Annotated in this window: 20 protein-coding genes and 1 pseudogene; 13 read left to right on the top strand and 8 right to left on the bottom strand. The window is 65.8% G+C overall.

The genetic code is table 11. The features are described from left to right. Nucleotides 1-67: 67 nt before the first annotated feature. The 6 genes from ADBZ9O_RS29655 to ADBZ9O_RS29630 all read left to right on the top strand — a co-directional run bounded on the left by ADBZ9O_RS29655 (nucleotide 68) and on the right by ADBZ9O_RS29630 (nucleotide 4508). On the top strand, nucleotides 68-376 hold the full coding sequence (locus tag ADBZ9O_RS29655; RefSeq protein WP_526526965.1) for a UBP-type zinc finger domain-containing protein: 309 nt from the start codon (nucleotides 68-70) through the stop codon (nucleotides 374-376). Then, on the top strand, nucleotides 373-1674 hold the full coding sequence (purT, locus tag ADBZ9O_RS29650) for a formate-dependent phosphoribosylglycinamide formyltransferase (RefSeq protein ID WP_526526964.1): 1302 nt from the start codon (nucleotides 373-375) through the stop codon (nucleotides 1672-1674). The genes ADBZ9O_RS29655 and purT overlap by 4 nt, the downstream gene beginning before the upstream one ends. Further along, nucleotides 1674-2114, top strand: a complete 441-nt coding sequence (locus tag ADBZ9O_RS29645; RefSeq protein ID WP_526533652.1) for an Rv0361 family membrane protein — start codon at nucleotides 1674-1676, stop codon at nucleotides 2112-2114. The genes purT and ADBZ9O_RS29645 overlap by 1 nt, the downstream gene beginning before the upstream one ends. Before the next feature lie 18 nt (nucleotides 2115-2132). After that, nucleotides 2133-2558 (top strand): rhodanese-like domain-containing protein, encoded by a 426-nt coding sequence (locus ADBZ9O_RS29640; RefSeq protein ID WP_526526963.1) that lies wholly within the window; start codon nucleotides 2133-2135, stop codon nucleotides 2556-2558. After that, the gene (locus ADBZ9O_RS29635; protein WP_526526961.1) at nucleotides 2555-3790 is read left to right on the top strand and encodes an O-succinylhomoserine sulfhydrylase; all 1236 of its coding nucleotides are present in this window, start codon (nucleotides 2555-2557) and stop codon (nucleotides 3788-3790) included. Before ADBZ9O_RS29640 ends, ADBZ9O_RS29635 begins: the two co-directional genes overlap by 4 nt. Nucleotides 3791-3866: 76 nt before the next feature. Next, the gene (locus ADBZ9O_RS29630; protein ID WP_526526959.1) at nucleotides 3867-4508 is read left to right on the top strand and encodes a TetR/AcrR family transcriptional regulator; all 642 of its coding nucleotides are present in this window, start codon (nucleotides 3867-3869) and stop codon (nucleotides 4506-4508) included. A 498-nt stretch (nucleotides 4509-5006) separates the two neighbouring features. On the opposite strand, the gene ADBZ9O_RS29625 is transcribed toward ADBZ9O_RS29630, so the two are convergent. Both ADBZ9O_RS29625 and ADBZ9O_RS29620 read right to left on the bottom strand, forming a co-directional pair. Then, nucleotides 5007-5324: an NIPSNAP family protein gene (locus ADBZ9O_RS29625; RefSeq protein ID WP_526526957.1), complete on the bottom strand. Its 318-nt coding sequence runs from the start codon at nucleotides 5322-5324 to the stop codon at nucleotides 5007-5009. Between the two features lie 86 nt (nucleotides 5325-5410). Then, nucleotides 5411-5557, bottom strand: coding sequence for a hypothetical protein (locus ADBZ9O_RS29620; RefSeq protein WP_526526955.1), 147 nt, complete (start codon nucleotides 5555-5557; stop codon nucleotides 5411-5413). Nucleotides 5558-5736: 179 nt separating this feature from the next. On the opposite strand from ADBZ9O_RS29620, the gene ADBZ9O_RS29615 reads away from it, so the two are divergent. The 3 genes from ADBZ9O_RS29615 to ADBZ9O_RS29605 all read left to right on the top strand — a co-directional run bounded on the left by ADBZ9O_RS29615 (nucleotide 5737) and on the right by ADBZ9O_RS29605 (nucleotide 12878). Next, complete coding sequence (locus ADBZ9O_RS29615; protein WP_526526954.1) at nucleotides 5737-6327, top strand: TetR/AcrR family transcriptional regulator; 591 nt, start codon at nucleotides 5737-5739, stop codon at nucleotides 6325-6327. A gap of 336 nt (nucleotides 6328-6663) precedes the next feature. Further along, entirely contained in the window at nucleotides 6664-10182 is a 3519-nt protein-coding gene (locus tag ADBZ9O_RS29610) for a beta strand repeat-containing protein (RefSeq protein ID WP_526526952.1), read from the top strand. A gap of 47 nt (nucleotides 10183-10229) precedes the next feature. Continuing rightward, nucleotides 10230-12878, top strand: coding sequence for a helix-turn-helix transcriptional regulator (locus tag ADBZ9O_RS29605; protein ID WP_526526950.1), 2649 nt, complete (start codon nucleotides 10230-10232; stop codon nucleotides 12876-12878). A 10-nt stretch (nucleotides 12879-12888) separates the two neighbouring features. Here the strand turns inward: ADBZ9O_RS29605 and ADBZ9O_RS29600 are convergent, their stop codons facing one another. The 3 genes from ADBZ9O_RS29600 to ADBZ9O_RS29590 form a co-directional block, all read right to left on the bottom strand. Beyond that, nucleotides 12889-13188, bottom strand: a complete 300-nt coding sequence (locus ADBZ9O_RS29600; RefSeq protein ID WP_526533650.1) for a type II toxin-antitoxin system PemK/MazF family toxin — start codon at nucleotides 13186-13188, stop codon at nucleotides 12889-12891. 1 nt (nucleotide 13189) lies between these two features. After that, on the bottom strand, nucleotides 13190-13423 hold the full coding sequence (locus ADBZ9O_RS29595; protein ID WP_526526948.1) for a hypothetical protein: 234 nt from the start codon (nucleotides 13421-13423) through the stop codon (nucleotides 13190-13192). A 122-nt stretch (nucleotides 13424-13545) separates the two neighbouring features. Then, nucleotides 13546-14409 (bottom strand): SDR family NAD(P)-dependent oxidoreductase, encoded by an 864-nt coding sequence (locus ADBZ9O_RS29590; RefSeq protein WP_526526946.1) that lies wholly within the window; start codon nucleotides 14407-14409, stop codon nucleotides 13546-13548. A 136-nt stretch (nucleotides 14410-14545) separates the two neighbouring features. Between ADBZ9O_RS29590 and ADBZ9O_RS29585 the strand changes: the two genes are divergently transcribed. From ADBZ9O_RS29585 to ADBZ9O_RS29575, 3 genes and pseudogenes are all read left to right on the top strand, one after another. Further along, the gene (locus tag ADBZ9O_RS29585) at nucleotides 14546-15517 is read left to right on the top strand and encodes an LLM class flavin-dependent oxidoreductase (protein WP_526526944.1); all 972 of its coding nucleotides are present in this window, start codon (nucleotides 14546-14548) and stop codon (nucleotides 15515-15517) included. Next, entirely contained in the window at nucleotides 15514-16647 is a 1134-nt protein-coding gene (locus ADBZ9O_RS29580; protein WP_526526942.1) for an LLM class flavin-dependent oxidoreductase, read from the top strand. The genes ADBZ9O_RS29585 and ADBZ9O_RS29580 overlap by 4 nt, the downstream gene beginning before the upstream one ends. Then, nucleotides 16644-17138: pseudogene (locus tag ADBZ9O_RS29575) on the top strand (LLM class flavin-dependent oxidoreductase); the annotation flags it as partial. The gene ADBZ9O_RS29580 and the pseudogene ADBZ9O_RS29575, both read left to right, overlap by 4 nt. A gap of 298 nt (nucleotides 17139-17436) precedes the next feature. Here ADBZ9O_RS29575 and ADBZ9O_RS29570 read toward each other — a convergent pair. Beyond that, entirely contained in the window at nucleotides 17437-18183 is a 747-nt protein-coding gene (locus tag ADBZ9O_RS29570) for an MBL fold metallo-hydrolase (RefSeq protein ID WP_526526940.1), read from the bottom strand. A gap of 34 nt (nucleotides 18184-18217) precedes the next feature. Here ADBZ9O_RS29570 and fgd point away from each other — a divergent pair, with 34 nt between their 5' ends. Further along, nucleotides 18218-19228 carry a glucose-6-phosphate dehydrogenase (coenzyme-F420) gene (gene fgd / locus ADBZ9O_RS29565; RefSeq protein ID WP_526526938.1) on the top strand — a complete coding sequence of 337 codons (1011 nt, stop codon included), beginning with the start codon at nucleotides 18218-18220 and terminating at the stop codon, nucleotides 19226-19228. Here fgd and ADBZ9O_RS29560 read toward each other — a convergent pair. Further along, a complete protein-coding gene (locus tag ADBZ9O_RS29560) occupies nucleotides 19199-20944 on the bottom strand; it encodes an ArnT family glycosyltransferase (protein ID WP_526526936.1) in 1746 nt (581 codons plus the stop codon). The two genes, fgd and ADBZ9O_RS29560, sit on opposite strands and share 30 nt — an antisense overlap. Then, nucleotides 20941-22926, bottom strand: coding sequence for a hypothetical protein (locus ADBZ9O_RS29555; protein WP_526526934.1), 1986 nt, complete (start codon nucleotides 22924-22926; stop codon nucleotides 20941-20943). The genes ADBZ9O_RS29560 and ADBZ9O_RS29555 overlap by 4 nt, the downstream gene beginning before the upstream one ends.

Raw genomic sequence — 22926 nt, 5'->3', positions numbered from 1 at the left:
GACAGATGTCTGTCGATGGACGCAACCTCGTGAGCAGCATGCAGGATTCCCGCACCAGGTGCCCACGTTGAGGCGCACACGGCAGCGGAAGGTCTCGCCCGCCCCGGTAATCGGCTGTGAACATCTCAGCGCGGCCGTCGGCGCGGACGAACCCGCGCAACGCAGCCCCGGCTGCCAGGAGTGCGCGGAGATCGGCGAATCCAGCTGGGCGCACCTGCGGATGTGTCTGACCTGCGGTCATGTCGGCTGCTGCGATTCCAGTCCGCACCGGCACGCCACCGCCCATTTCCACGAGACCGACCATCCCGTGATGCGTTCGATAGAGCCTGGTGAGGGCTGGCGCTGGTGCTATGTCGACCTGGAGCTGAGTGCATGACCGACGAGGACACGACGGAGTCCGCCGAGATCGCTGCCGACGAGCCCGACAATGAGGCCGAGCCGCAGGAATCGCCCCGGCGCGGCCCGCGGGTGATGCTGCTCGGCGCGGGTGAACTGGGTCGTGAACTGGTCACCGCGTTTCAGCGCCTCGGCGCCGAGGTGATCGCCGTCGACGCGTCCGCGGACGCCCCGGCGCACGGCGTGGCCGACGAGACCGCGGTGGCGCAGCTGACCGACCCCGACGAGGTGGCCGCGCTGATCACTCGGCTGGCCCCGGATTATGTGGTGCCCGCAACGGATTCGGTGGCCGCCGATGCCTTGGCCGCGGCCGCCGACAGCGGTGCGACCGAGGTGGTGCCAAGCCCCCGCAGCGCTCGACTCACCCTGGACCGGGAGGGGTTGCGCAGGCTCGCTGCCGATGAGCTGGGATTGCCGACCGCGCCGTTCTGGTTCGCCGGTTCGGTCGACGAGCTGACGGCGATCTCCGAGCATGCCGGTTTCCCCTTGGTGGTCAAGCCGCTGGTGGCGCTACCCGGCGAGGGACAGTCGGTGCTGCTGCGACCCGATGACGTGCAGCCGGCCTGGGACCTGGCGATATCTGCAGGGGGGCTCACCCACAACCGCGTGCTGGCCGAGACGGTCGTCGAGATCGACTACGAGGTCACCCTGCTGACGGTCCGCACCAACGATCCGCAGGGGGGACTGCACTTCTGCGAACCCATCGGGCACCGGCGGGTTGAGGGCTTCACAGGTGAACTTGTTCTCGAGTCGTGGCAACCGCAGCAGATGAGCCAGGCGGCGTTGGACGCGGCCCGCTCGATCGCGGCGCGGATCGTCAACGCACTCGGAGGCCGAGGGGTGTTCGGGGTGGAGCTTCTGGTCCGTGGGGACGAGGTCTATTTCTCGGATATCCAGGGGCACCCGAGAGATACCGGCCTGGTGACACTGCGGTCGCAGCGGCTCAGTGTGTTCGAGTTGCATGCCAGGGCCATCCTTGGCCTGCCGGTGGACACCATCATGATCTCGCCCGGTGCGGCCGAGGTGATTTACGGCGGTGCCGAGGCCGGGCACACCGAAGCGGCGCTGCAGGACGCGTTGGCCGAGGCGCTGCGGGTGCCGGAAACCGATATCCGCGTGTTCGCCCACCGCACCGTTTTTCGGTCCGGGTTCAGTGTGTTGCGTCGACGGCTGGGGTTGGCGCTGGCGACAGCGCCCGATGTGACGACCGCGCGGGACCGGGTGCGGCAGGCTTCGACCGCGCTGCGCAGCGTGTGGCCGGCAGGGAAGGAACAGTGATCGGCCGCTCCGAGGACTCCGACGGCTCCAGCCCGCTGCCGTTCCTGGCGGCGTTGGTGATCATTGTCGTCGTCCTGATCGGTATCGGTATTTTTGCGCTCACCAGCGACGACGGCATGGCGGAGACGGATCGGGTCGCCAGGGCCGCAGTGGCTCAGAACGACGCGCTGCAACGGCAGAATTACACCGATCTGCAGCAGTACACCTGTGCTGCGGTCGTCGGGACCGAGGCTGAGATGGCTGCCAGACAACGAGATTCGCTCGCCGGCCGGGGCGCGCGGTACGTCGACGGCGTGACCGGGGTGGCCATCGACGGCGACCATGCGACGGGCACCGTGGTGTACCACTTCGACAAGGCCAAGGACATCAAGATCGACACCCCGATGACGTTTGTCCGCGAGGATGGGGCATGGAAGGTCTGTTCGCCCGGCGCGCTCTAGGTGTGCGACTATGCGGACGTGAGTTACGCCGGAGATATCACGCCAGAACAGGCATGGAAGTTGCTCAGCGACAATCCCGCTGCGGTACTTGTGGACTGTCGCACCGAAGCGGAATGGCGCTTTGTGGGGGTGGCGGATCTGGCCAGCCTTGACCGTGAAGTCGTCTACATCGAATGGAACAGCACCGACGGCCGACGCAATGAGAACTTCGTCGCCGACCTGACCAGTGCTGGCGTCGCAGCCGACGATGATGCGGGCGAGCGGCCGGTGATCTTTCTGTGCCGCTCCGGTAACCGATCCATCGGTGCTGCCGAAGCGGCCACGGCAGCGGGTATCGCACCGTCCTACAACGTGCTCGACGGGTTCGAGGGCAACCTCGATGAGAGCGGTCACCGCGGCGCCACGGGGTGGCGGGCCATCGGTCTGCCCTGGAAGCAGTCATGACCGACACCAACGCCGAGGGCAAGCCGTCGGTTCGGGTCCCCAAGCCGCTGCCCGACGGTGTCAGCCAGGCGACCATCGGTGTGCGCGGCGGGCTGTTGCGCTCAGGCTTCGAGGAAACCGCCGAGGCGATGTATCTGACCTCGGGGTACGTCTACTCTTCGGCCGCTGACGCCGAGAAGGCCTTCACCGGCGATATCGACCGCTACGTGTATTCGCGCTACGGCAACCCGACCATTTCGATGTTCGAGGAGCGACTGCGCCTCATCGAGGACGCCCCGGCGGCGTTCGCGACCGCATCGGGGATGGCCGCGGTGTTCACCGCATTGGGTGCCCTGCTCAAGGCCGGGGACCGGTTGGTGGCCGCCCGCAGTCTGTTCGGCTCATGCTTTGTGGTGTGCAACGAGATCCTGCCGCGCTGGGGTGTGGAGACCGTCTTCGTCGATGGTGAAGACCTGACCCAGTGGGAAGCGGCCCTGAGCAAGCCCACCCAGGCGGTGTTCTTCGAGACCCCGTCCAATCCCATGCAATCGCTGGTGGATATCGCCGCGGTCAGCGAACTGGCGCACGCCGCCGGCGCGAAAGTGGTGCTGGACAACGTCTTTGCCACGCCACTACTACAGCAGGGCATGCCGCTCGGTGCCGATGTCGTCGTCTACTCGGGCACCAAACACATCGACGGGCAGGGTCGGGTGCTCGGCGGGGCGATCCTCGGTACCAAGGAGTACATCGAAGGGCCGGTGCAGACGCTGATGCGACACACGGGTCCGGCGATGAGCGCGTTCAACGCCTGGACACTGCTCAAGGGTCTGGAGACGCTGGCGGTGCGGGTCAACTACAGCACTGCCTCTGCCCTGAAAGTGGCGGAGTTCCTGGAGAACCACCCATCGGTGCGGTGGGCGCGTTACCCGTATTTGCCGTCGCACCCGCAGTACGACCTGGCCAAGCGGCAGATGTCCGGGGGTGGCACCGTCGTGACGTTCGATCTCGACGCCCCCGACGGCGGCGGTAAGCAGCGGGCGTTCGAGGTGCTCGACAAATTGCGGCTCATCGACATCTCGAACAACCTCGGCGATGCCAAGTCCTTGATCACCCACCCGGCCACCACCACCCATCGGGCGATGGGCCCGGAGGGCAGGGCCGCGATCGGCCTCGGTGACGGTGTGGTGCGCATTTCGGTCGGCCTCGAGAGCACCGACGACGTGCTGGCGGATCTGGATCAGGCGTTGAGCTGACCGTGGTCACGATCATTTTTTATGTTAAGTGCAATTCTTGCGAAGTTATCTGAGTGACCTCTAGGTCTTGCCCTTGATGAGCAAACCCGATTTCGCCGTGGCGATCTCACGGCCGCTCACTTCGGTCGGTCGGCAACGGCGAGAACATATCCTCTGCACGGCAAGGAAAATGTTTGCCGTGCGCGGTTTTCACGGCACCAGCATGGACGACCTCGCAGACTCCGCTGGCCTCAACAAGGCGACGCTCTATTACTACTACGCCCGCAAGTCACTGTTGCTCTTCGACATCTACGGGCAGGTCGCATCGGCGACGATGTCAGCGGTGCGGTCCGACCCGAACTCTGCTCCCCGGTTGGTATTACAGCGCTGCACCGTCAATTTGTTACAGGTCATTGCCGCCGATCCCGACGGTGCTGCCGTGTACTTTCAGGAGAGCCCCTACATCGGTGAGTGGTTCACTAAAGACCAGGTTGACGAGATTCGTCGTGCGGAAGCCTTTGTCTACGAACAGATTCGCGATGTGATCGATCGCGGAGTCGCCGTTGAGGAGTTCCGAAGTTGCGATTCGCATGTTCTTGCGCTGGGCTACATCGGCATGACGCTAGGGTCTCACCGATGGCTCACCCCCGGCTCCCCGGAAGGTGCGGTGCGCATCGCCAACGAGATTAACCGCGTCCTGTGGCGTGGGTTATCGCGCCCAAACCTCGACGTTGCTTGACGGGTCTAGCTCGCTAGGTCACTAGACTGCGGTGAGCGTGGTCGGCCGGTGGACGTTGCGGAGCGATACTCGCCGCCGGGTCGGGTTCCAGGCGTGCGCGATCAGGTGCGAGTGCGTCTATCGATCGATGGGCCAACGTGTCGAGGATGGCATTCATGGCCGTGCACCGGTCCAAGTTCATCGGCGGAGCGTTCGTGGCGGGTCCGCCAGTATCTGCTGGGAGACCCCGTAGGCGGTGGAGTTGCCCGCTGCCACGCCGGGCGCGAACTCGGTCGCTGAGATCGGGCGGTGCACCTATTAGACGACGCACGGACGCGGGGTGGTGGTATCTCCATCCCCAGACCCAATCGTGCCGTTGGGTCCGATCGTCCATGGACCGCCGCCGATTCCGAAGAGGTTGATCACGTGCGGTCGATCGAGCCGCGATGGTGCCGCGGCGATGAGTCCAGCGGGCCGTAATCGATTGTGGTGATGGTCAGATCGCGCACTCCAGGTTCGTTAGTGGATTGGGGAGAACGGCGTCGGATCTAGCAGGACGGCCTGTACGTCGATGATCTCGGCGAAATCGAAACCGGCCATGTCGGCGGCGAATCCCGGGCTGGCCATGACCTCCCGGGTGATCTCTTCGGGGTCGACGCCGGGTGGGTAGCGGACCAGGGCGACGAGTCGATGCGCGCCGCCATCCTGTTCGGTCCATACGCCGTGGGTGGTAATCCCGAACGTGGCGAAGGTTGCCAGGTGCCGGGCCCAGTGCACGGTTGCATAACGCTGCAGAGCGTCTGGCGATCGAAGGGTGTAGATCCTGAGCTGAAACATCTTATGCTGCTTCCTGATTCGTTGATTTGGGCGAGTGCGGGCCTGGGGTGGGGCGCGTCAGATCGTCAGGGACACGCACGAGCCGGTCACCGCCAGGCTTGTAGCAGCGCGCGGGCGCCGATGATCCGGCCCCACTGTGCTTGCAACGCAAGTCCATTCAGCAATGTGGCCACCACAGCCAGCGCCACGGTTAGCACACCGGCTGTTGTCCCGAGCACCCCTGGCGCCGGCATCGGCCGGTCCCCATATCGATGCACGCTGGCCCATCACCGAGATCGGGGCGGCGGCATGGGTGAGCAGGTTGAGGTTCATGGCGGGTTCCCTTCGGGGTTAGGTGCTAGCAACGCTAACTCCGAGCCCTGGAACGTGTCAATAGCAGCGCTAACACATCTAGCAGTGATAGCCTTCGGGCATGGCCATCGAGGATCGACGTGAGCGTGAGCGGGCTGCCCGCCGCCGGCTGATCATCGACAGGGCTCGCAGACTGGCCGAGGCCGAGGGCTGGGATGCCGTCACCACCCGGCGGTTGTCCACCGAAATCGAATACAGCCAGCCTGTCTTGTACAAACACTTCGCCGGCATGGACCGCATTGCTGATGCGGTTGCCCTCGACGGGTTCGTGGAGCTCGGCGAGGCGACTCGGGCCGCCCGCAGCGAGCCCGGTGAGACCGGCGATGTCCTGACCCGGATTGCCCACGCCTATCTCGACTTTGCTCGTGACAACCCGGCGGTGTACGACGCCATGTTCACCCGCGCGACGACGTTGCGCTTCGCTGCCCAGGACACACCGCCTCAGCTGACGGCGGCGTTCAGTGAACTGCGCCAAGCAGTCAGCCTGGTCGCCGACGACCAGGATGCCGAGACGCTCAGCGAGGTGTTGTTCGCCGCGTTGCACGGACTGGTCACCCTCGGCCGTGCCGACCGGCTGCGCCCTGACTACGCCTCCGCCCGTATTCACCTGCTCGTCGAACTGTTCACCAGCAGAAGGGAATCCGTGCGCTAGGTCGACACCGGCGGAGTGCCGTTCAGGATACGGGCACCCATGATGGTCCCGGTGCCGAATTGCCCACGCTGACAATCGATATCATCGAAGGAACTACCCACTGGCTTGCCGTACCCGCATCGTGACGCTTCGCCGGCCGAGGGCTGCGGGGCTATCGCACCAGCTGATCTAAAGGTCTTCGACGTATGCGAGCCCGCCGCTCACGGCGGGACGTCGAAAAGCGCGGCGCTCGGACACCCGATGAGAAATTCGGCTGCGAATCCACTGATCGGACCGGCAAGTGTCGTTACGCTTCACGTGTCGATACGGGGTCGGAACCCGAGGGAGAGTGGGCTAGTGGCGAATCATGTCGCTCGGGCCGGAGCGGCCGCGTTTTTGTTGGGAATGACCTTCGCCGGGCCGCAGCTTGCGGTAGCCGCGGCCGATTCCCCCGATACCGACTCATCCGCCGCGTCAACGGGTCCGGCGGCCCAGCATGGCAAGGCGCAGTCTGCCAGCAGCGCTGCCCGCGGCGCGCAGGCCCGCACAACGGCGACCGCCCAACGTTCGCGCGCGTCGGCGACGGGTAGACGAGTCCCCTCCGGTGCGGCCACTCAACCGCGCTCGCGACTGAGCGCACCCGCGGAGGTGGTGGCCCGGCGAGTCACCGCCGCCGCACCGGCGGACACCGCTGACCTCCGGTCAGCGGCCCGGGCGCAGGCCCGGTCGGCGCAATTTGCGCCGCGGGCCTTATCAGCGTCGGGCGCATCCACCGCGTCGTCAATCGGTAACGCCGGCTGCGTGGTGTGCTGGGGCGCGACGGCCACTTCGCCCGACCAGGCATTCACCGCAGCCGTCAACCATCTGTTCAACTCGGCCTTCACCGGGTTGTCCTCCTTCCCGGCCAACCCGATATCGGACATCGTCACCGGAGCGTTGGTGCTGATCCGCCGCACGCTGTTCTTCGTGCCGGAGGGCGTCACGGCCAGCCAGGTCGGCAATTCCCTCACCATCGCGGTCAACACCGGCAGCGTCGCCTACGTCCGTCAGAACGGCTCCTCGCTAGAGATATCGGGTGATCCCTCATTCTTCCGCGCCACCGTATTCACCACGGGCGCTCAGACGACGGTCGCGGTGGGCAATCCTGGCAACGCGGGATGCGCCGGCGTCGTCCTGGCCTCCGGGCAGATGGTGGGGAACCTGACCACAGCCCAGATCGACGCCGTCCGGTTCGGCGCCGGTGCGTCCGTGCTCGGCACGGTGACCTTGGCGGTGAGCAACGGCGACACCCTGACACTGCGCGATGCCGTGCGAGGCATGCAAGGCGTGGAGATCGACGCACCGGTGATCCTTGCCAACGACGTCTCCGTCGAGGCTGGCAACCAGAATGTCACGTTCGGCGGCACGGTGGACGCGGCGAGAGCGGGCAAAGAGTCGCTGAGTGTGACGGCGTTGGGCACGACCACATTTGAGGCGGCTGTCGGCGGGATGACTCCGCTGGCCAGTCTGCTCACCCAGGGCATCGCCCCGCTGGTCATCCAGCAGTCCGCCGACACGGTAACCATTCCGCTGCACTACCTTCCAGAGTTCAGCACCTCCGGCCAAGCGCAGGTCAAGTACGGCATCGACGTGGCCATTGGCAATAATCCGTCACAACTCTACGAATTCGACACCGGCGGGGTTGCGTTCTTCGCCGGTTACAACTCGGCGTTCTGGAAAGACACGCCGCTGACGTCCACCGGGGTCTCCGAGGGCTATTCGTCGGGCAACTACTACAACGGCGTCGTCGCCAACACCGCCATCACCCTCGGCCAGGGCTCGCATACGGTGTCCACCGGCCCTATCCAGATCGCCGCCATCCTCACTGGTGGAAATGCCAATACGAGCACTATCTTTGACTTCACCAACCCCGACGCCCCGCCGGTCGAAGATCACTTCTTCGGCGATTTCGGAGCGTCGTTCAACACGCTGACGGTCCCCGGTTTGGCAGATCCTTTGGCAAACCCGCTATTTCAGCTTCCCGGGAACCTCTCCAGTGGATTCCTGGTGCAACTCGGACCGATCGGTGTCCAACCGCAGCTGACCGTCGGTGTCACCGATGCCCTGCGTGATCAGTTCACCTATGCCGTCCCGGTGACGCCGGCGACGGGCGGCGGAACCTACCCGGTGTCCGGCTATCCGGTGCTGAGTTGGTTTGGCTTCTCGCCCAGCTACTCTGCCCAGCAGGGGGATCAGCCGGCACAACAAATAGGGGTCGATTCCACCCTGCCGTCCCTGATCGACAGCGGCGCGCCGTCGACGGGAGTACGAATCAAAGGGCTGGGCGGAGATCCTTATAACGACAACGGGCAGTTGAAGTCGGGCACAACCTTCATCGCGGAGTTCCCGACCGCGATGGGTCGTGAGCCGCTGACCTGGACATTCGTCGCCGGCGACAACGGATCGGTCAACCTCGTCAACTATCAGCAGGGCGAGCCCGGCGGCATTCAGAACGTCAACACCGGACTCAACCTGTACAACGACTTCGATGTCATGTTCGACATCGCGGACCAAGTCATCTGGCTGCGGCCTACCGGGGCACAGGCGACGGTGTCGCTGCAGTCGGTGACCACGACCGGCTCCCAGACCTACCGGCAGGCTGCGAATCTGGCCGGTACCTACACCACCGACGGCGGTGACTTCGCCGTCGGCGGTGTGACGACCCTGCTCGGCAGTACCGTCGTCAAAGCCGGCAGCGGGGACGTGACCTTCGCCGGCACCGTCGATGCCGGTGCCGGTGCCGGTGCCGCCGCCGGTGCCGCTGCTTTGACGGTAAATACAGGTGGCACAACGACATTCGTGCGTGAGGTGGGGAGTCTGGGGGAACTGGCCAGTCTGACGACCGACGCGGGTGGGGCAACCAAATCCGCGTCGGTGGCGACCACCGGCAGCCAGACCTACGGCGACGCCGTGTCTCTCAACGGCTTGTACTCGGTGACCGACGGGTCGTTCACGGCGGGCGGCGCGGCCACCCTGGTGGGGCCGGTCAGTGTGGCAGGTGGCGACATCACCTTCAGTGACCGCATCGACTCTGAATCCGGCCGCGGCTACCAGCTCACTCTGACACCCGGCGCAGGCAAGACGGCCACGCTCGACGGCGACATCGGCGTGACCAACCCGCTTGGCGGACTCACTCTCACAACGAGCGGCACGGCTACCGTCGTCGCGCCCCATTATGTCGCTCTGGCAGGCAATCTCGGCTACTCCGCCGACAAGGGCCTGTCCATTGGGGATGGCGTGACCGCCACCTTCACCGGGGGCGGCCTGATCGCGAACTTCACCGACAGCGGCGTCGTCATCGGACAATCAACAGCCTCGGCGATCACGGATTTCGCGATCAGCGGCAACGGCGCCAACGGAGTTCAGCTCAACGGAACCACCGACGCGTTGATCGAGAACAACGTCATCATCAACAACGCTTCCGACGGTGTGGTGGTCAGTACGGGTACCGGTAACCAGATTCTGTCGAACTCCATCTACGGCAACGGCGGCACGAACGGCTTGGGTATCCATCTGCAGTCCGGAGGCAACAACGGCCAGCCGGCGCCGGAGCTGCAGTCCGCAGTTCTGGACGGCACCAACCTCACGGTGACTTTCACCGTCAAACCGCCGAACTCCGGCCTGTACACGGTGCAGGTGTTCTACACACCCAGCCCAGCGGTCGGCCCGGTTCAGGGACAACAGCTGGTGGATACGGTGACCGGACTGCAGGGGCAGAGCGATGTCACCATCACCGCCCCCGACTGGGTCGCCACCGGCGGGTTCATCACCGTCACCGCCACCAGTGCAACCGGCGACACCTCGGAGTTCTCGACCGCTGCCACGATCACCACCTAGTCGGCTATAGCGCCGCCCAGTGAGCTGGATCACGTTATGATCGGCCCGTGACCAGCGGGAATGCGCTGATGGGGCGGGATGTAGAACTGGCGACCTTACGCCGGGCGCTCAGTGGGGTCGGCAACTACTCGGGTGTGGTGATCGCGGGGGCGGCTGGAGTCGGCAAAACCCGGCTGGCTCGTGAGTTGCTGGCCCAGGCCGCCGCGGCAGGGACCAAGACGAACTGGATCGTCGGGACGGCGTCCGCGCGTCCCATCCCCCTCGGTGCGTTCACCGCGTCGATCGGGGAGGGCTGGCCTGAGCGGGGAGCGGCGGAACCGGCGCCGACGGTCCGGCGGGTGATCAATGCGCTTGTCGCACAGCAACGTCAGGGCCGGATGCTGATCGGTATCGACGACGCCCATCTGCTCGACGGGTTCTCCGCGCATGTCGTGCACCAACTTGCCCAGACCAGGGAGGCGCGTCTGGTCGTGACGGTTCGCACCGGCGGGCAGGAGCCGGACGCGGTCAAAGCGCTCTGGAAGGACGGGCTGCTGGCTCGACTCGATCTGGAACCACTGGCGCCGGAGTCCACCATGGCGATGGTGGAAAGCGTGCTGGAGGGTCCCGTCGATGCTCGTAGTTCGCAACGGTTCTGGCGTCTCACCGGCGGAAATGCGCTATTTCTCCGACAGCTGCTCAACGATCAGGTGGCGGCGGGCCGGATGCGGCAGGTCGCCGGGGTGTGGCTATGGGACGGTGATGTGGCTGTCTCGCAGTCGATGAGCGATCTGGTCGGCAACCAGCTCGACCGGTTACCGCCGGAGCTGGCGGTGGTGGTGGACACCCTGTCGCAGTGCGAGCCGCTCGATGTCGATGTGCTGTGCGATCTGGTGGGCAGGGAGCACCTGGAGAGCGCCGAACAGATGCATCTGGTGACCGTCGAGCGCACCGGCTCCGCCCTCGCCGCCCGCCTGGCACACCCGTTGTTCGGGGAACTGCGCCGCGCGAATGTCGGCGAGCTGTACCTGTCGAAGGTGCGCGGCAGCCTGGCGCAGCGGATGGGCCAGGACGCCGATCACGACCCGCAGACCACTGTCCGCCGGGCCCTTCTGACGCTGGAATCGAATTTGCCACCCGACGCTGACCTGTATCTGGACGCGGCACGGCACACGATGACATTGCTCGACCTCGACCTGGCCGAACGGTTCGCCACAGCGGCGGCCGCCGCCGGGTCCACCGATGCGGTGAAGACCCTGGCCGTCAACCGATTCCTGGCCGGTGCTGGTGAGCAGGCAGAGGAACTGCTGCGCGGGCTGACCGACAGCGGGGAGGTCGCCGAACGGCACCGGTGGGTGTGCCTGCGGGCGGCGAACCTGGTCTGGATGCTCGGGCGGCCCGCCGAAGCCGCCGAGAATCTGGCGGCCCTGGCCCAGGGCGCGGAAACCGATGAGCAACGCGCCGTCCGCTACGCGGTCGAAGCGTGTGTTGATGCCTTCTTTGCCCGCTGCGATGATGCTGAGCGAAAGGCAAGGGCCGCACTGGCATCCGATGCGCTCTCGGACCTCGACGCGATGTTGGCCTCGGTGGCGCTACTGATGGCGTGCGGCGCGCTGGGACACGCCGACGATATCGGGCAGGTGGCTCTCGCCGCGCTGGACCGGGCCAGTACGTCCTATGAGGCATCACATATGCGGTTCTGGTTCGGCGGAGTCTATGCGCGCGCCTGCCGGCTGACCGGCCGGATCGAGCAGTGCCACTCGGCCGCTGCCCGGCTCTCGGCGTTGGCTGAGGATATGCCGGGGCTGGCGTACGCGAACCTGGTCTTCCTCACCGGCGTGGCCGAGCTGATGCGCGGCGATCTTCCTGCCGCGGTCAAGAAGCTACATGAGGCTCTGGCCGGCGCCGAAAATCACGGCGTGACAACGGGTTTGGGCCCTGCCTGTACGTTCGCCCTGGCCGAGGCGCACGCCAAGCTGGGGGAATCGGAAGCCGCGACGGACATGCTGGTGCAGGCCCGGGCACGGGTGAAACCGGAGGCGCTGTTCATGCAGACCGGTCTGGCGCTGGCGACCGGTTGGGTGCAGGCGGCCAACGGTTCGTTGGCCGAGGCGACCGCGACGGTGCTCGACGAGGCGAAGATCGCGCGGCATCGTGGCCAGCCCACCCATGAGCTGGCCTGTCTGCAGGCCGCAGCGCAGTGGGGGGTACCGGATGTGCTGCCGGTGGTGGCTGCCAGGGCCAGGGAGCTGGCCGGCGAGCTGGATCTGGCTTTGGCCAATGCGGTTGCCGGACATGCCGAGTCACTCCTGGCCAGCGACGGGGAGGGCCTGCTCGCGGCGTCGGAGGCGTATCGGGTGATCGGCGACCGGGCCACCGCAGCCGATGCGGCTGCGCAGGCGGCGGTGGCCTTCACCGGCGGCCAGCAGCGCAACCGTGGACTCTTCGCGGGGTCGGTGGCCAGCCAGTTGGTCGCCGAATGTGGCGGGTTGTGTACTCCGGCGACCCGCAGTCCGGTATCGCCGACACCGCTGACGGGCCGTCAGCGCGAGGTGGCCGAGATGGTGGCAGCCGGGTTGTCCAACAAGGATATTGCCGATCGGCTGGTGTGCTCGGTGCGCACCGTCGAGGGCCATATCCTGCGCGCCTGTCAACGGGTCGGAGCCACCTCGCGCCACGATCTGGCCCGGATCATGCGATTGGGCTGGCAGGGCTAGCGGCGCACTGCTATAGCTGAAGGACGAGACGAAGCGCGGCGTCAACTCGACGGATCTCGTCCCGACTGAGATAGCCCACGCTCGGGCCGAGGCGGGCAGGGTCAACCGCCGAAGTCTGTTCGGCAAGGACTTTGGTTGTGCGGCCTTCGATCTCGACCTCCGGCCTGAAGCTCGCGTGACGTGCTGAAGTCGATGTGGGAGCGACCAGCCACGTTGACAGTGGTAGATCGTCGGATTGAACAACCACGGCAAATCGGGTGCCAGACTGTTCGCGGCCGCGAACACCTCGCGGGGCGTTCAACCGATGCACCTCACCACGCACGCAGGGTCTCCATATCGCGAAGCACCTGCGCGGACTCGGCGCGGTCCGCTTCGTCAGCTGCTAATTCCTCCGCTTCGGCGCGGAGACGTGCGGCAGCCTTGAGCCGAGCCGCGTCGATGAGGGCTGCCCGGACAGCTGCAGATACCGGCGTTCCATCGCTGGTTAGTGCCGCAAGCGCTCGCGAGGCGTCCTCGTCAGGTCGGAAAGTAATGGTGTCAGCCATCAGAGAAGCGTACTACAAAATGTAAGACAGCTACGACGCTCAGCGGGGGTGTGCGACTGTGCGGCGTCATCATGTGATGACGCGCTGGGGAGCTAGTGCTGCCAGGAATCTGGCCGCCGGGCTTAACCCTGCGAATCCTCCAGCACACCCTGCGCGGCCTGCGCACGGTCTTCGTACTGCTTGCGCTCGGCCCGGTCGAACGTCAGGAAAACCCGGTCGGTACCCATCTTCTTGTTCAGGTAGCGGCGCGCCCGGGGCGGCAGCATCCCGGTCAGCGAGGCGGTGAACCGCAACGGTCCCGGCACCGAAAGGTGGGTGCGCTTGGGGTTGTCGAGCGCCTTGACGATCCCGGCGGCGATGTCCTCTGGCTGCACCGGTTTGGTGGCGGAGGTGGTTTCGGTGCCGGAGATCAGCTCGGTGTTGGTGAAGGTGGGCATGATGGTTGTGACGTTGACACCCTGTGGCTCGAACTCGTCGGCCAACGCGGTGGACAGCCCGACGACGGCGAACTTACTGCCTGCGTAGACCACCTGACCGGGGACAGCGACCATGCCTGCCATCGAGGCGATGTTGATGATGTGCCCGCGCCTGCGTCGCACCATCTCCGGAAGCACCAGCTGGCAACCGGTGAGCACACCGTAGACATTGACCTCGATCGAACTGCGGATCGCGCCTTCGGACATGTCGAGGAACGGTCCGACGGGCATCACGCCGGCGTTGTTGATCAACACGTCGATGTGGCCGTCCCCATCGGTACGAGCCTTGTCCAGGAACGTCTCGAAGGATTCTCGGTCGGTGACATCGAGGGGATGCCCCGATACCATGCCTGACCTGCCCAGACTGGCCACCGCGGATTCGAGAACCGCGACGTCGCGGTCGCCGATGACCACACGTGCACCACGCGCCAGCAGTGCTTTCGCCGTGGCGTATCCGATACCGCGAGCGGCACCGGTGATGGCGATGGTCTTACCGCGAATATTGTCCATGCGGCGAAACTTTACACGTGTCAAGTTTTGGTGCAAAGCGCCGCGAGAGGGGTTAGTGCAGGCTCTGGGCCTTCAACTCACCGTGAGTAAATGCCCGACCCGGAATGCAGCCGATGACGGTGCGTTAGACCCTTAGGTGATGACTGTGCACCTGGCGGTCGCCTTGGACGGTTACGGCTGGCATCGCCAGGCGTGGCGTAAGACGCTGGCCCGCGATCCGGCCGCGGGGTCGGTGCTGGCCGGGCACTACTGGGCACAGCTGGCCGCAACGGCCGAACGGGGCCTGCTGGATTTTCTGAGCATCGATGACGCACTGACCCCGCAGCCCGGTCGCCGGGAACAACTCAGTCCCGGTCGGCGGGCCGGGCGTGCGGACGCGGTGCTGGTGGCCTCCTATGTCGCCCCCGCCACCAGTCGGATCGGCCTGATCCCGGTGGCGACGGTGACACATACCGAACCGACCCGCATCGCCGACGGGATCGCCGCGCTGGACGTCGTGTCCCACGGCCGCGCCGGTTGGCAACCCAGGGTCAGCTCATCGGCCCATGAGGCAGCCCTCTTCGGCCGTCACCACCGGCCATCCGACTTATTCGACGAGGCAACTGATTTCGTCAACGCGGTGCGGGGCCACTGGGACGGTGGGCCAAGCCCGCAGGGCCAACCCGTGGTCGCAGCCCTCGCGCACGCCCAGCGGGTATACGAATTCGCCGCCGCAGTCAGCGATCTGGTGTTCGTCACGCCACGCGACGATGACGATCTGCGGAGCATTCTGGCCGCCATCGACCAATTGCCCGGTGCGCCCCTGGTGTACGCCGATATCGTGGTGACCTTCGGCGGGGATACAGATTTCGGCTCCGATGCCGCCATTGTCGATGGCACGGTGGCACAGGTGGTGGAGCTTATTCTGCGCTGGCACGAAATCGGCGTGGCAGGCGTGCGGTTGCGACCGGCCGTGCACGCCACCGATCTGCCCATCATCGTCGACGAGGTGGCGCCCTTGCTGGCGCAGTCGGGGCGCTTCCGGACTGCTTACCGCGACGACGAAAACCTGCGGACGCGACTGGGCCTACCATTACCGCACAACAGATGTGAGATGAGCCGATCATGAACGTCCCGCTGTCGATACTTGATCTCGCACCGATCAGCGCGGGTAGCGACCCGGCGACTGCGCTACGCAATACCGTCGAGCTGGCTCGGCGAGCCGAGGACTGGGGGTATCGCCGGTTCTGGATCGCCGAACACCATTTCGTCGCCGTCGCCAGTTCGGCGCCCACAGTCCTGATCGGACAGATCGCGGCCGCCACCAACACTATTCACGTCGGCGCCGCCGCGGTGCAGCTCGGTCACCACACCGCGATCGCGGTAGCCGAAAGTTTCGGGATGCTCGCGGCCTTCTATCCGGGGCGGATTGACCTCGGGGTGGGGCGGTCCGGCCAGCGGCGGGCACAGGTCCAGAAGGCATCCCAAGATCGACCAGCCGAACCGCGCCCACCGAAACCGCCACGGGAATGGCGTGAGGTCGACGGTGTGGTCATCCCGCCGCCGTTCAATATCGGTGCGCAACTGTCCAGCGACCGGATGCGTGCGGCCATGTCGGTCCTGCAACAGCCCGACGCCACCTCACCTGACTTCGGTGAGCAGATCGGCGATATTCTCGCCATGATCGATGGCAGCTACGCCGTCAATGGTATTGAGCTACATGCGGTTCCGGGAGAGCACAGCGGCCTGGTGCCATGGGTGTTCGGCTCGACAAAGGGTCAGAGCGCGCAGGTCGCGGGTGAACGCGGCCTGCCGTTTGTCGCCAGCTATCACATCACCCCGGCTACTGCGCTGGAGGCGGTGCAGGCATACCGGTCTGCTTTCCGGCCGTCGGCGTTCCTGGCCGAACCCTATGTGGTGGCCTCGGCCGACGTCGTCGTCGCCGAGGACTCCGCCACCGCACATCATCTGGCGTCCTCGTACGGTCAGTGGGTGTATGCCATCCGCGCCCGTGGTGGCGCCGCGCCCTACCCGGATCCCGATGATTGCGAACCGCTGACCGAAGAACAGGCGCTGGCCGTCAAGGACCGCACCGCCAGCCAGTTCGTCGGGGACCCCGACGAGGTCGCGCACCGACTCGACGCATTGGCGCGGGTCAGTGGCGCCGACGAACTGGTCATCACCTCGGTGACCCACCGCCAAGCCGACCGGCTGGCAAGTCACCAGCTGATTGCCGAGCGCTGGGGGCTGGGCCACTGAGTATCCGGGAGCCCAAGGGTCGCAAGCAGATTCATCTGGCGGCAACCATCGGCTCTGATGCGGGTGCGGCCCTGGTTGCCGAGCGGGGTCTGTTCGACTTCGTCGTGGTCGCCTCGCCCGGCACCTTTGCGGTGTTGGCCGCGCTGGCCGCAGTCACCGAGCACATCGGGCTGGTCGGCAGTGTCGATCCGACGGTCAACGAACCGTTCGAGGTGTCCCGGCAATTAGCCACCCTCGATCATCTGTCCGCCGGTCGCGCCGGCTGGCAGCTGACCCGACCGGCCCATGAGTTCGGGGTTTGTGAGTTCGCCGACGTGGTCCGCGCGTTCTTCAGCAGCTGGGAGACCGACGCGGTCCTGGCCGATCTGGACACCGGAATCTACCTAGACCCCAACCGGATTCACTCAGTCGAGCGGTCGGACGTTCGGGGGATGGCCACCCTGCCCGCCGGCCCGCAGGGACACCCGGTGCTGGTGGTCAGCGGTGACTCCGAGGCCGGCCTCGGTGCCGAGCTGCCCGATGCGGTCATCGCCGAGTCGCCAGCTGGACCGATCGCCCACGGCCGCAACGGTGATCAGCCCACCGTGTTTGCGCCGTTCGATTTCGTGGTGGGGGAGGACACCGCCGACATAGCCGAGCGGATCGACCGCGTCGTCCAGTCCGACGCCTGTGACGGGTTCATCGTGCCGCAGGATCGGCTCGACGAGGTCGTCGACCTGGTGGTGCCGCTGCTGCAGGAACGTGGGGTCTTCCGCACCGCTTATCCCGGCATGACGCTGCGCGAAACCCTCACCTCGGGACAGCAGCCTGCTCGGCCAGTTCCCGGATCGGGCCCCGCCACACATCGCCGTGGCCGGGGATGAGCACATCGGTGTCCAGCAGGGCCAGCGCGGCCAGGCTACGCACGCAGTCGCTCTCGTTGTGGTTGAACACCCGGTGCAGCAGTTGGGGCCCGCGATGCGACGAGATCGGATGACCGGTGACCAGCGCGTCACCGCTGACGAGGACGCCGTCGACCACATACGAGCAGTGCCCACCGGTGTGGCCGGGGGTGGGGATCGCCATCGGGTGGCCGGGCAGCTGCGCGGCCATCGACTCGGTCAGCGCCTGCGCGGACGCGATGCCGCCGTGGGTGAAGGCGCCCTTGCGGCTGATATCGATAGACCATTTGAGCCACCTCGGCTGCCAGGCATGTCTGGCCACGTCCACAGGCGACGCCTGTTCGAGGTATTCACGTTTGGCGTGCCCCACCTCTTTGGCATGGCAGTACACCGGTGTTCCGCACTGCTGGGCAAACCAGAGGGCAGAGCCGAAATGGTCAATATGGGCGTGCGTCAACAGGATTGCCCCGACATCGCCGGCGTCGTAACCGAGTTCTTTCAGCGATGCCAGCACGTCGGCGCGTTGGCCGGGAAATCCGGAATCGATCAGGATGACGCCGTCATCGTCGGCAATCACCGTCCAGTTCACCAGGTCGGTCTTGGCGACGTGAACGAGATCGGTGACCTGTTCGAGGCCACCATGCGCAGCTGCCATCCGGGCAGTCTAGAGACAGGAGTAGAAAAGAACCGTGGCTGAACTCAAATTGGGATACAAGGCGTCGGCGGAGCAGTTCGCCCCTCGGGAGCTCGTTGAATTGGCGGTCGCTGCGGAAGCGCACGGGATGGACAGCGCCACCGTCAGCGATCACTTCCAGCCCTGGCGGCACGAGGGTGGCCATGCGCCGTTCTCGCTGGCATGGATGACCGCGGTCGGCGAGCGCACCAAGCGCCTGCAGCTCGGCACGTCGGTGCTGACGCCGACGTTCCGCTACAACCCTGCCGTGATCGCGCAGGCCTTCGCGACCATGGGGTGTCTGTACCCGGACCGGATCTTCCTCGGTGTCGGCACCGGCGAGTCCCTCAACGAGATCGCGACCGGTTTCACCGGCGAGTGGCCCGAGTTCAAGGAGCGCTACGCGCGGCTGCGCGAATCGGTCCGACTGATGCGTGAGCTGTGGCTCGGTGATCGCGTCGATTTCGACGGTGAGTACTACAAGACCAAGGGTGCCTCCATCTACGACGTGCCCGAGGGCGGGATCCCCATCTACATCGCCGCGGGCGGGCCACAGGTGGCCAAATACGCCGGGCGTGCGGGCGACGGGTTCATCTGCACCTCGGGTAAGGGCGAAGAGCTCTACAAGGACAAGCTCATCCCCGCGATGCGCGAGGGCGCTGAGGCGGCAGGTAAGAACCCGGATGACATCGACCGGATGATCGAGATCAAGATCTCCTATGACACCGATCCCGAACTGGCACTGGAGAACACCCGGTTCTGGGCGCCGCTGTCGTTGACCGCCGAGCAGAAGACCAATATCCACGATCCACTGGAGATGGAGAAGGCCGCCGACGAGCTGCCCATCGAGCAGGTCGCCAAGCGCTGGATCGTCTCCTCAGATCCCGACGAAGCCGTAGCGAAGGTCAAGGACTACGTCGATTGGGGCCTGAATCACCTGGTGTTCCACGCGCCGGGCCACGATCAGCGCCGCTTCCTGGAACTGTTCGAAAAGGATCTAGCCCCCAGGCTTCGCAAGCTCGGGTGATGATGTCGGGTCGGCCTTCGAGGTCGGCTTGGCGACCTTGAAGACCCGCCAGCGTTCGTCGCCGGTGTCGCCGCGGCCGCTGTACACCATCGTGGCGATACCGGCACCGTCGTACCAGAAGCTTGGGTAACGCAGGTTCACCGCGTTGGCGGCGCTGTGCGCGGGGTTGCTGTCGACGATGTACTGGATGCCGAAGTCCCACGGCCGGTTCAGCGCTGCCCGGAAGTCGTAGTCGCTGGTGACCACGAACTGTTTGGGGTCGTCACTGGCCAACCAGATGCCCCAGCCGTGGAAGGTGTCCATCAGCACCGAGCCGTCGGGCAGGTGCTTGTTGTCCAGGTACCCGGCCAGCAGTCGCTCGTTGTTGAGCATTCGCCGGTACCACTGGTCCTCGGGCCGGTTGTTCTCGGGATCCAGCAGCGATTTGAGGCCGAACTGGAGCTGCTGATTGCCGATGTCCTGGTTCAGCATCGATTTCGCGGTGACCGGGATGCCGATGAGTAGCGACGCGCAGAGCAGCACCGCACCCGCCTTGGCTTCAGGGCTGCCGGCCCGCCAACGCGTGGGTGCGATCTGGCCGATGGGTGCCCAGCATGCCATCGCCACGCACACCACCAGCGGGATCGCCAGCAGGTAGAACCGGAACCAGCCAAAGGTGGTCGACGTGTGCTGTCCCCAGGCCGCGAAGGCCAGCACCGGGCCGAACACCGCCACCGGGACCAGCGTGTCGAACGTCTTGCGGAACATGGCCGTGACCACGGCGAGGACCACCGCGATGCCGACGAACGGTTGCATGGCCAGCAGTCGCGCGGCGATCAGCGACCAGCTTTCGTCACCGGCCTGCGCCAATACGACGCTGCGCGAGATGGATTCGGCGATCTGACTGCCGTTGCCGTACTTCGAGGTCAAGGTGGCGAACAGGGTGTCGTTGACGATCCAGCCGGTGACCGCCCAGACGACGAACGCAACGCCGAAGGGAAACAGGGCGATGATCACGCTCAGGATGGCACTGGAAACTCGCGACTCGCGGTGTGTGCGCAGGAACTCGACGACAGCGACCAACACGGCGACACCACAAGCCGTGACGGCGACCTCGTACCGCGCGAGGTAGCCGACACCGAGCGCGACGCCGGCCCACGCGAGGTCGCCGACGCGTTTCGACTCCAGCCACAGCAGCAGATACCGGACACACCACAAGGTGGTGAAGGTTTCGGCGGCCTCGCTCATGCCTGAGCCGCCGTAGATGACGATGACCGGGTTCAGCGCGAAGCAGGCGATCGCCAGCCAACGCCAACCCGCACCGAGGCCCCGGTCCAGCGCGATGCGGCGCACCATGAGCGCCGCCCCCGCCATGAACAGGGCGCTCTGGATGACGGCGGCGAGGCCCTGGGTCCTCAGTTCGGGCCACCAGTGGCTGAACTGCAGCAGCGGGATTTCGACCAGACTCGGCAACGGGTTCCAGACGAAGCCGATCGCGGACAGGTGCGGATCCCGGCTCATCAGAACATAACCGCTGTTGGCCACCCGGCTGATGCCGTCGGCATCGATCAGGCCGTAGCGCAGCGTCAGCAGCGTACCGACGCCGCCGTAGACAGCGGTGAAGAAGACGAAGAGCGCCACCCCCCACCAGCGCGACCGCACCGGTGGGGGGCCGTCCAGTCGATCACCGTCAGCGGCCGGGGCGCTGACCGTCGAGGTCAGCTCGACAACAGTCACGAACTCTCGCCGTGGCGTGGCGCGGGCGCCGCACCGGCGGTGCTGCGTCGGCGGCGGAGCAACAGCACCACGGCGGCCCCGACGATGGCGATCACCCCGACAGCGATGGTCGTGATCGCCCACCATTTCCAGCCCTCACCCGCGTCGGGCTGATGCGGCATCGGCCCGCCCTCGCGCAGAGTGAGATTCAGGGTGTCACCGGATGCACCGGTGGCCACGACGTCGCCGGTCAGTGAGGAGAACCGGCCGTCAAGGCTGCGGATGTAATCGAAGGTGCGATCGACCAGCGTCCAGTCACCGGTGTGCAGGATCGCCAGCACCATGCGGCCCTTGTTGGAGAAGGTCTGCACCGCACCGACCGAGCCGTTGAGGTCGACATCGGTGATCGGGGTGCCGTTGATGGCGACGTTGGTGTCCTGTTTGGGTAGCAGCGGCGGGGTCATTCCGGCATCTGACAGTTCGTCGCCGGTCGCCACGGTCAGCAGGGCGGTCCCGGATGTGGCGGCCTCGGCGAACGATGTCACGTTGGGCCGCATCACCACCGTGGACTGCTGGCCCATCAGGTTGATCGCCTGTGCGGCCCAACGAATTTGGTCGGGCGAGTCGACGGTGACGTTGAAGTCGGGGGTAAATGCCATCGGCAGGATCGGGAATCCGCCACGATTGTTCATGCCGGGCACGACGGTGACGGTGGATCCGGAATCCAGCTCGAAAGTGATCCGATCCGATAGCGGCGCGCACTGCTGCTTGGGCACGTAGCGGATCTCCAGCGCCATACCGACATTGGAGCGGATGGCATCAGCGGGAATCGTGGCGGTGATATCGAGTTTGCCCGAGTTGTCCAGCACATGGGAGGCGATGATCGCGCTGCCCGAGCGCACCAGCACCGTCGCGTCGCCACCGACGACGGGCGTGTACTTGGCCAGCAGATGGATCTTCGCGGTATCGATGGACCCGACGGAGAATGCGTCGACGTCGAAGCCGCTGTACAACGTCGTGGTGCCCTGGACGGTCACCTGGCCCGACATACCCAGTTCTCCGAAGGTCATCGACTCGGTGGAGGGTCGCTCGGTGTCCGTTGCCGAAGTGACTGAGGCCGAGGGGGTTTGGGCAAGCTTGACCCGGCGGTCGGCGAACATGTCCACCTGCTGGAGTAGGCCTGCGCCGCTACCTGTGATCGCCAGGAGTGCCAACGGGGTGTCGGCGCCCTCGACGGTGAGGGCAGGCTCGCCCCCGTCGCGGATCTCGATGACGCGCCGCGACAGTCCCTCAGGCGCGGGTGTCGGCGGATCCGCTGTGGTGTCCACATCGATCCGGACGGGCATCGGGCGATACAGATGGGTGAGCTTGGCGACCAGGTCCAGCGCGGCCTGCTGCTGATCATGGGACGGATTCGGCCCGACCCGGATGACGATCTGGTCGAGATAACCGGGCAGGAAATCGGCCACGGTGCGCGGGTTGGGAGTTGGTCCCGAGTAGGTGTTCGCCAGGCCGCTCAACGACACCGACGAAGCCTGCGAGCAACTGTCAGCCGGAGCGCTGTCATCGCGCAGGACGAAGCTCAGCTTGGCGATCCCGTCGACGACCTGGGCAGGTGAGATATCGATGGCGAACCGGGTGGTCGTCAAATCCGAAGGAGCAGCGATGCTTCCGAGATACACCTGGCGGGAATCGAGGATGTCGACGCGCCCGTTGCGGACATTCACCACCGAGCCGATCTGACCGGTGAGCAGCGTCGGAATCACGCCTTGGGGAACCGGCACGCCGACATCGGTGTTCTGGTTGGTGCCGACCAGCTGGATATCGTTGGACAGGCCGAGCTGGTTCCAGATGATCTCCGGGGTGGTACCGGTGCTGACCGCGACGTCGGTCACGCCCTCGGTCGTGGCCTCGTCGTCTGCTCGTGCCTGTGGCAGATCCGGGGCCAGCGGTACGGCAATCAGGGCCACGACAGCCGCCAGCATTGCTACGCGCTTGATCAT

Origin of the sequence: Mycobacterium sp. (assembly GCF_965229105.1) — a bacterium.
Classification (GTDB): domain Bacteria; phylum Actinomycetota; class Actinomycetes; order Mycobacteriales; family Mycobacteriaceae; genus Mycobacterium.
The sequence above is the reverse complement of the archived record's forward strand: the minus strand, read 5'-3'. Positions and strand labels throughout refer to the sequence as shown.

What these genes read in the sequence shown, in the direction of transcription:
- ADBZ9O_RS29555 (WP_526526934.1), bottom strand. Translation starts at nt 22,926, where the DNA reads ATGATCAAGCGCGTAGCAATGCTGGCGGCTGTCGTGGCCCTGATTGCC.
- purT (WP_526526964.1), top strand. Translation starts at nt 373, where the DNA reads ATGACCGACGAGGACACGACGGAGTCCGCCGAGATCGCTGCCGACGAG.
- ADBZ9O_RS29570 (WP_526526940.1), bottom strand. Translation starts at nt 18,183, where the DNA reads ATGGCAGCTGCGCATGGTGGCCTCGAACAGGTCACCGATCTCGTTCAC.
- ADBZ9O_RS29595 (WP_526526948.1), bottom strand. Translation starts at nt 13,423, where the DNA reads ATGGCTGACACCATTACTTTCCGACCTGACGAGGACGCCTCGCGAGCG.
- ADBZ9O_RS29590 (WP_526526946.1), bottom strand. Translation starts at nt 14,409, where the DNA reads ATGGACAATATTCGCGGTAAGACCATCGCCATCACCGGTGCCGCTCGC.
- ADBZ9O_RS29620 (WP_526526955.1), bottom strand. Translation starts at nt 5,557, where the DNA reads ATGCCGGCGCCAGGGGTGCTCGGGACAACAGCCGGTGTGCTAACCGTG.
- ADBZ9O_RS29580 (WP_526526942.1), top strand. Translation starts at nt 15,514, where the DNA reads ATGAACGTCCCGCTGTCGATACTTGATCTCGCACCGATCAGCGCGGGT.
- ADBZ9O_RS29635 (WP_526526961.1), top strand. Translation starts at nt 2,555, where the DNA reads ATGACCGACACCAACGCCGAGGGCAAGCCGTCGGTTCGGGTCCCCAAG.
- ADBZ9O_RS29625 (WP_526526957.1), bottom strand. Translation starts at nt 5,324, where the DNA reads ATGTTTCAGCTCAGGATCTACACCCTTCGATCGCCAGACGCTCTGCAG.
- ADBZ9O_RS29630 (WP_526526959.1), top strand. Translation starts at nt 3,867, where the DNA reads ATGAGCAAACCCGATTTCGCCGTGGCGATCTCACGGCCGCTCACTTCG.
- ADBZ9O_RS29615 (WP_526526954.1), top strand. Translation starts at nt 5,737, where the DNA reads ATGGCCATCGAGGATCGACGTGAGCGTGAGCGGGCTGCCCGCCGCCGG.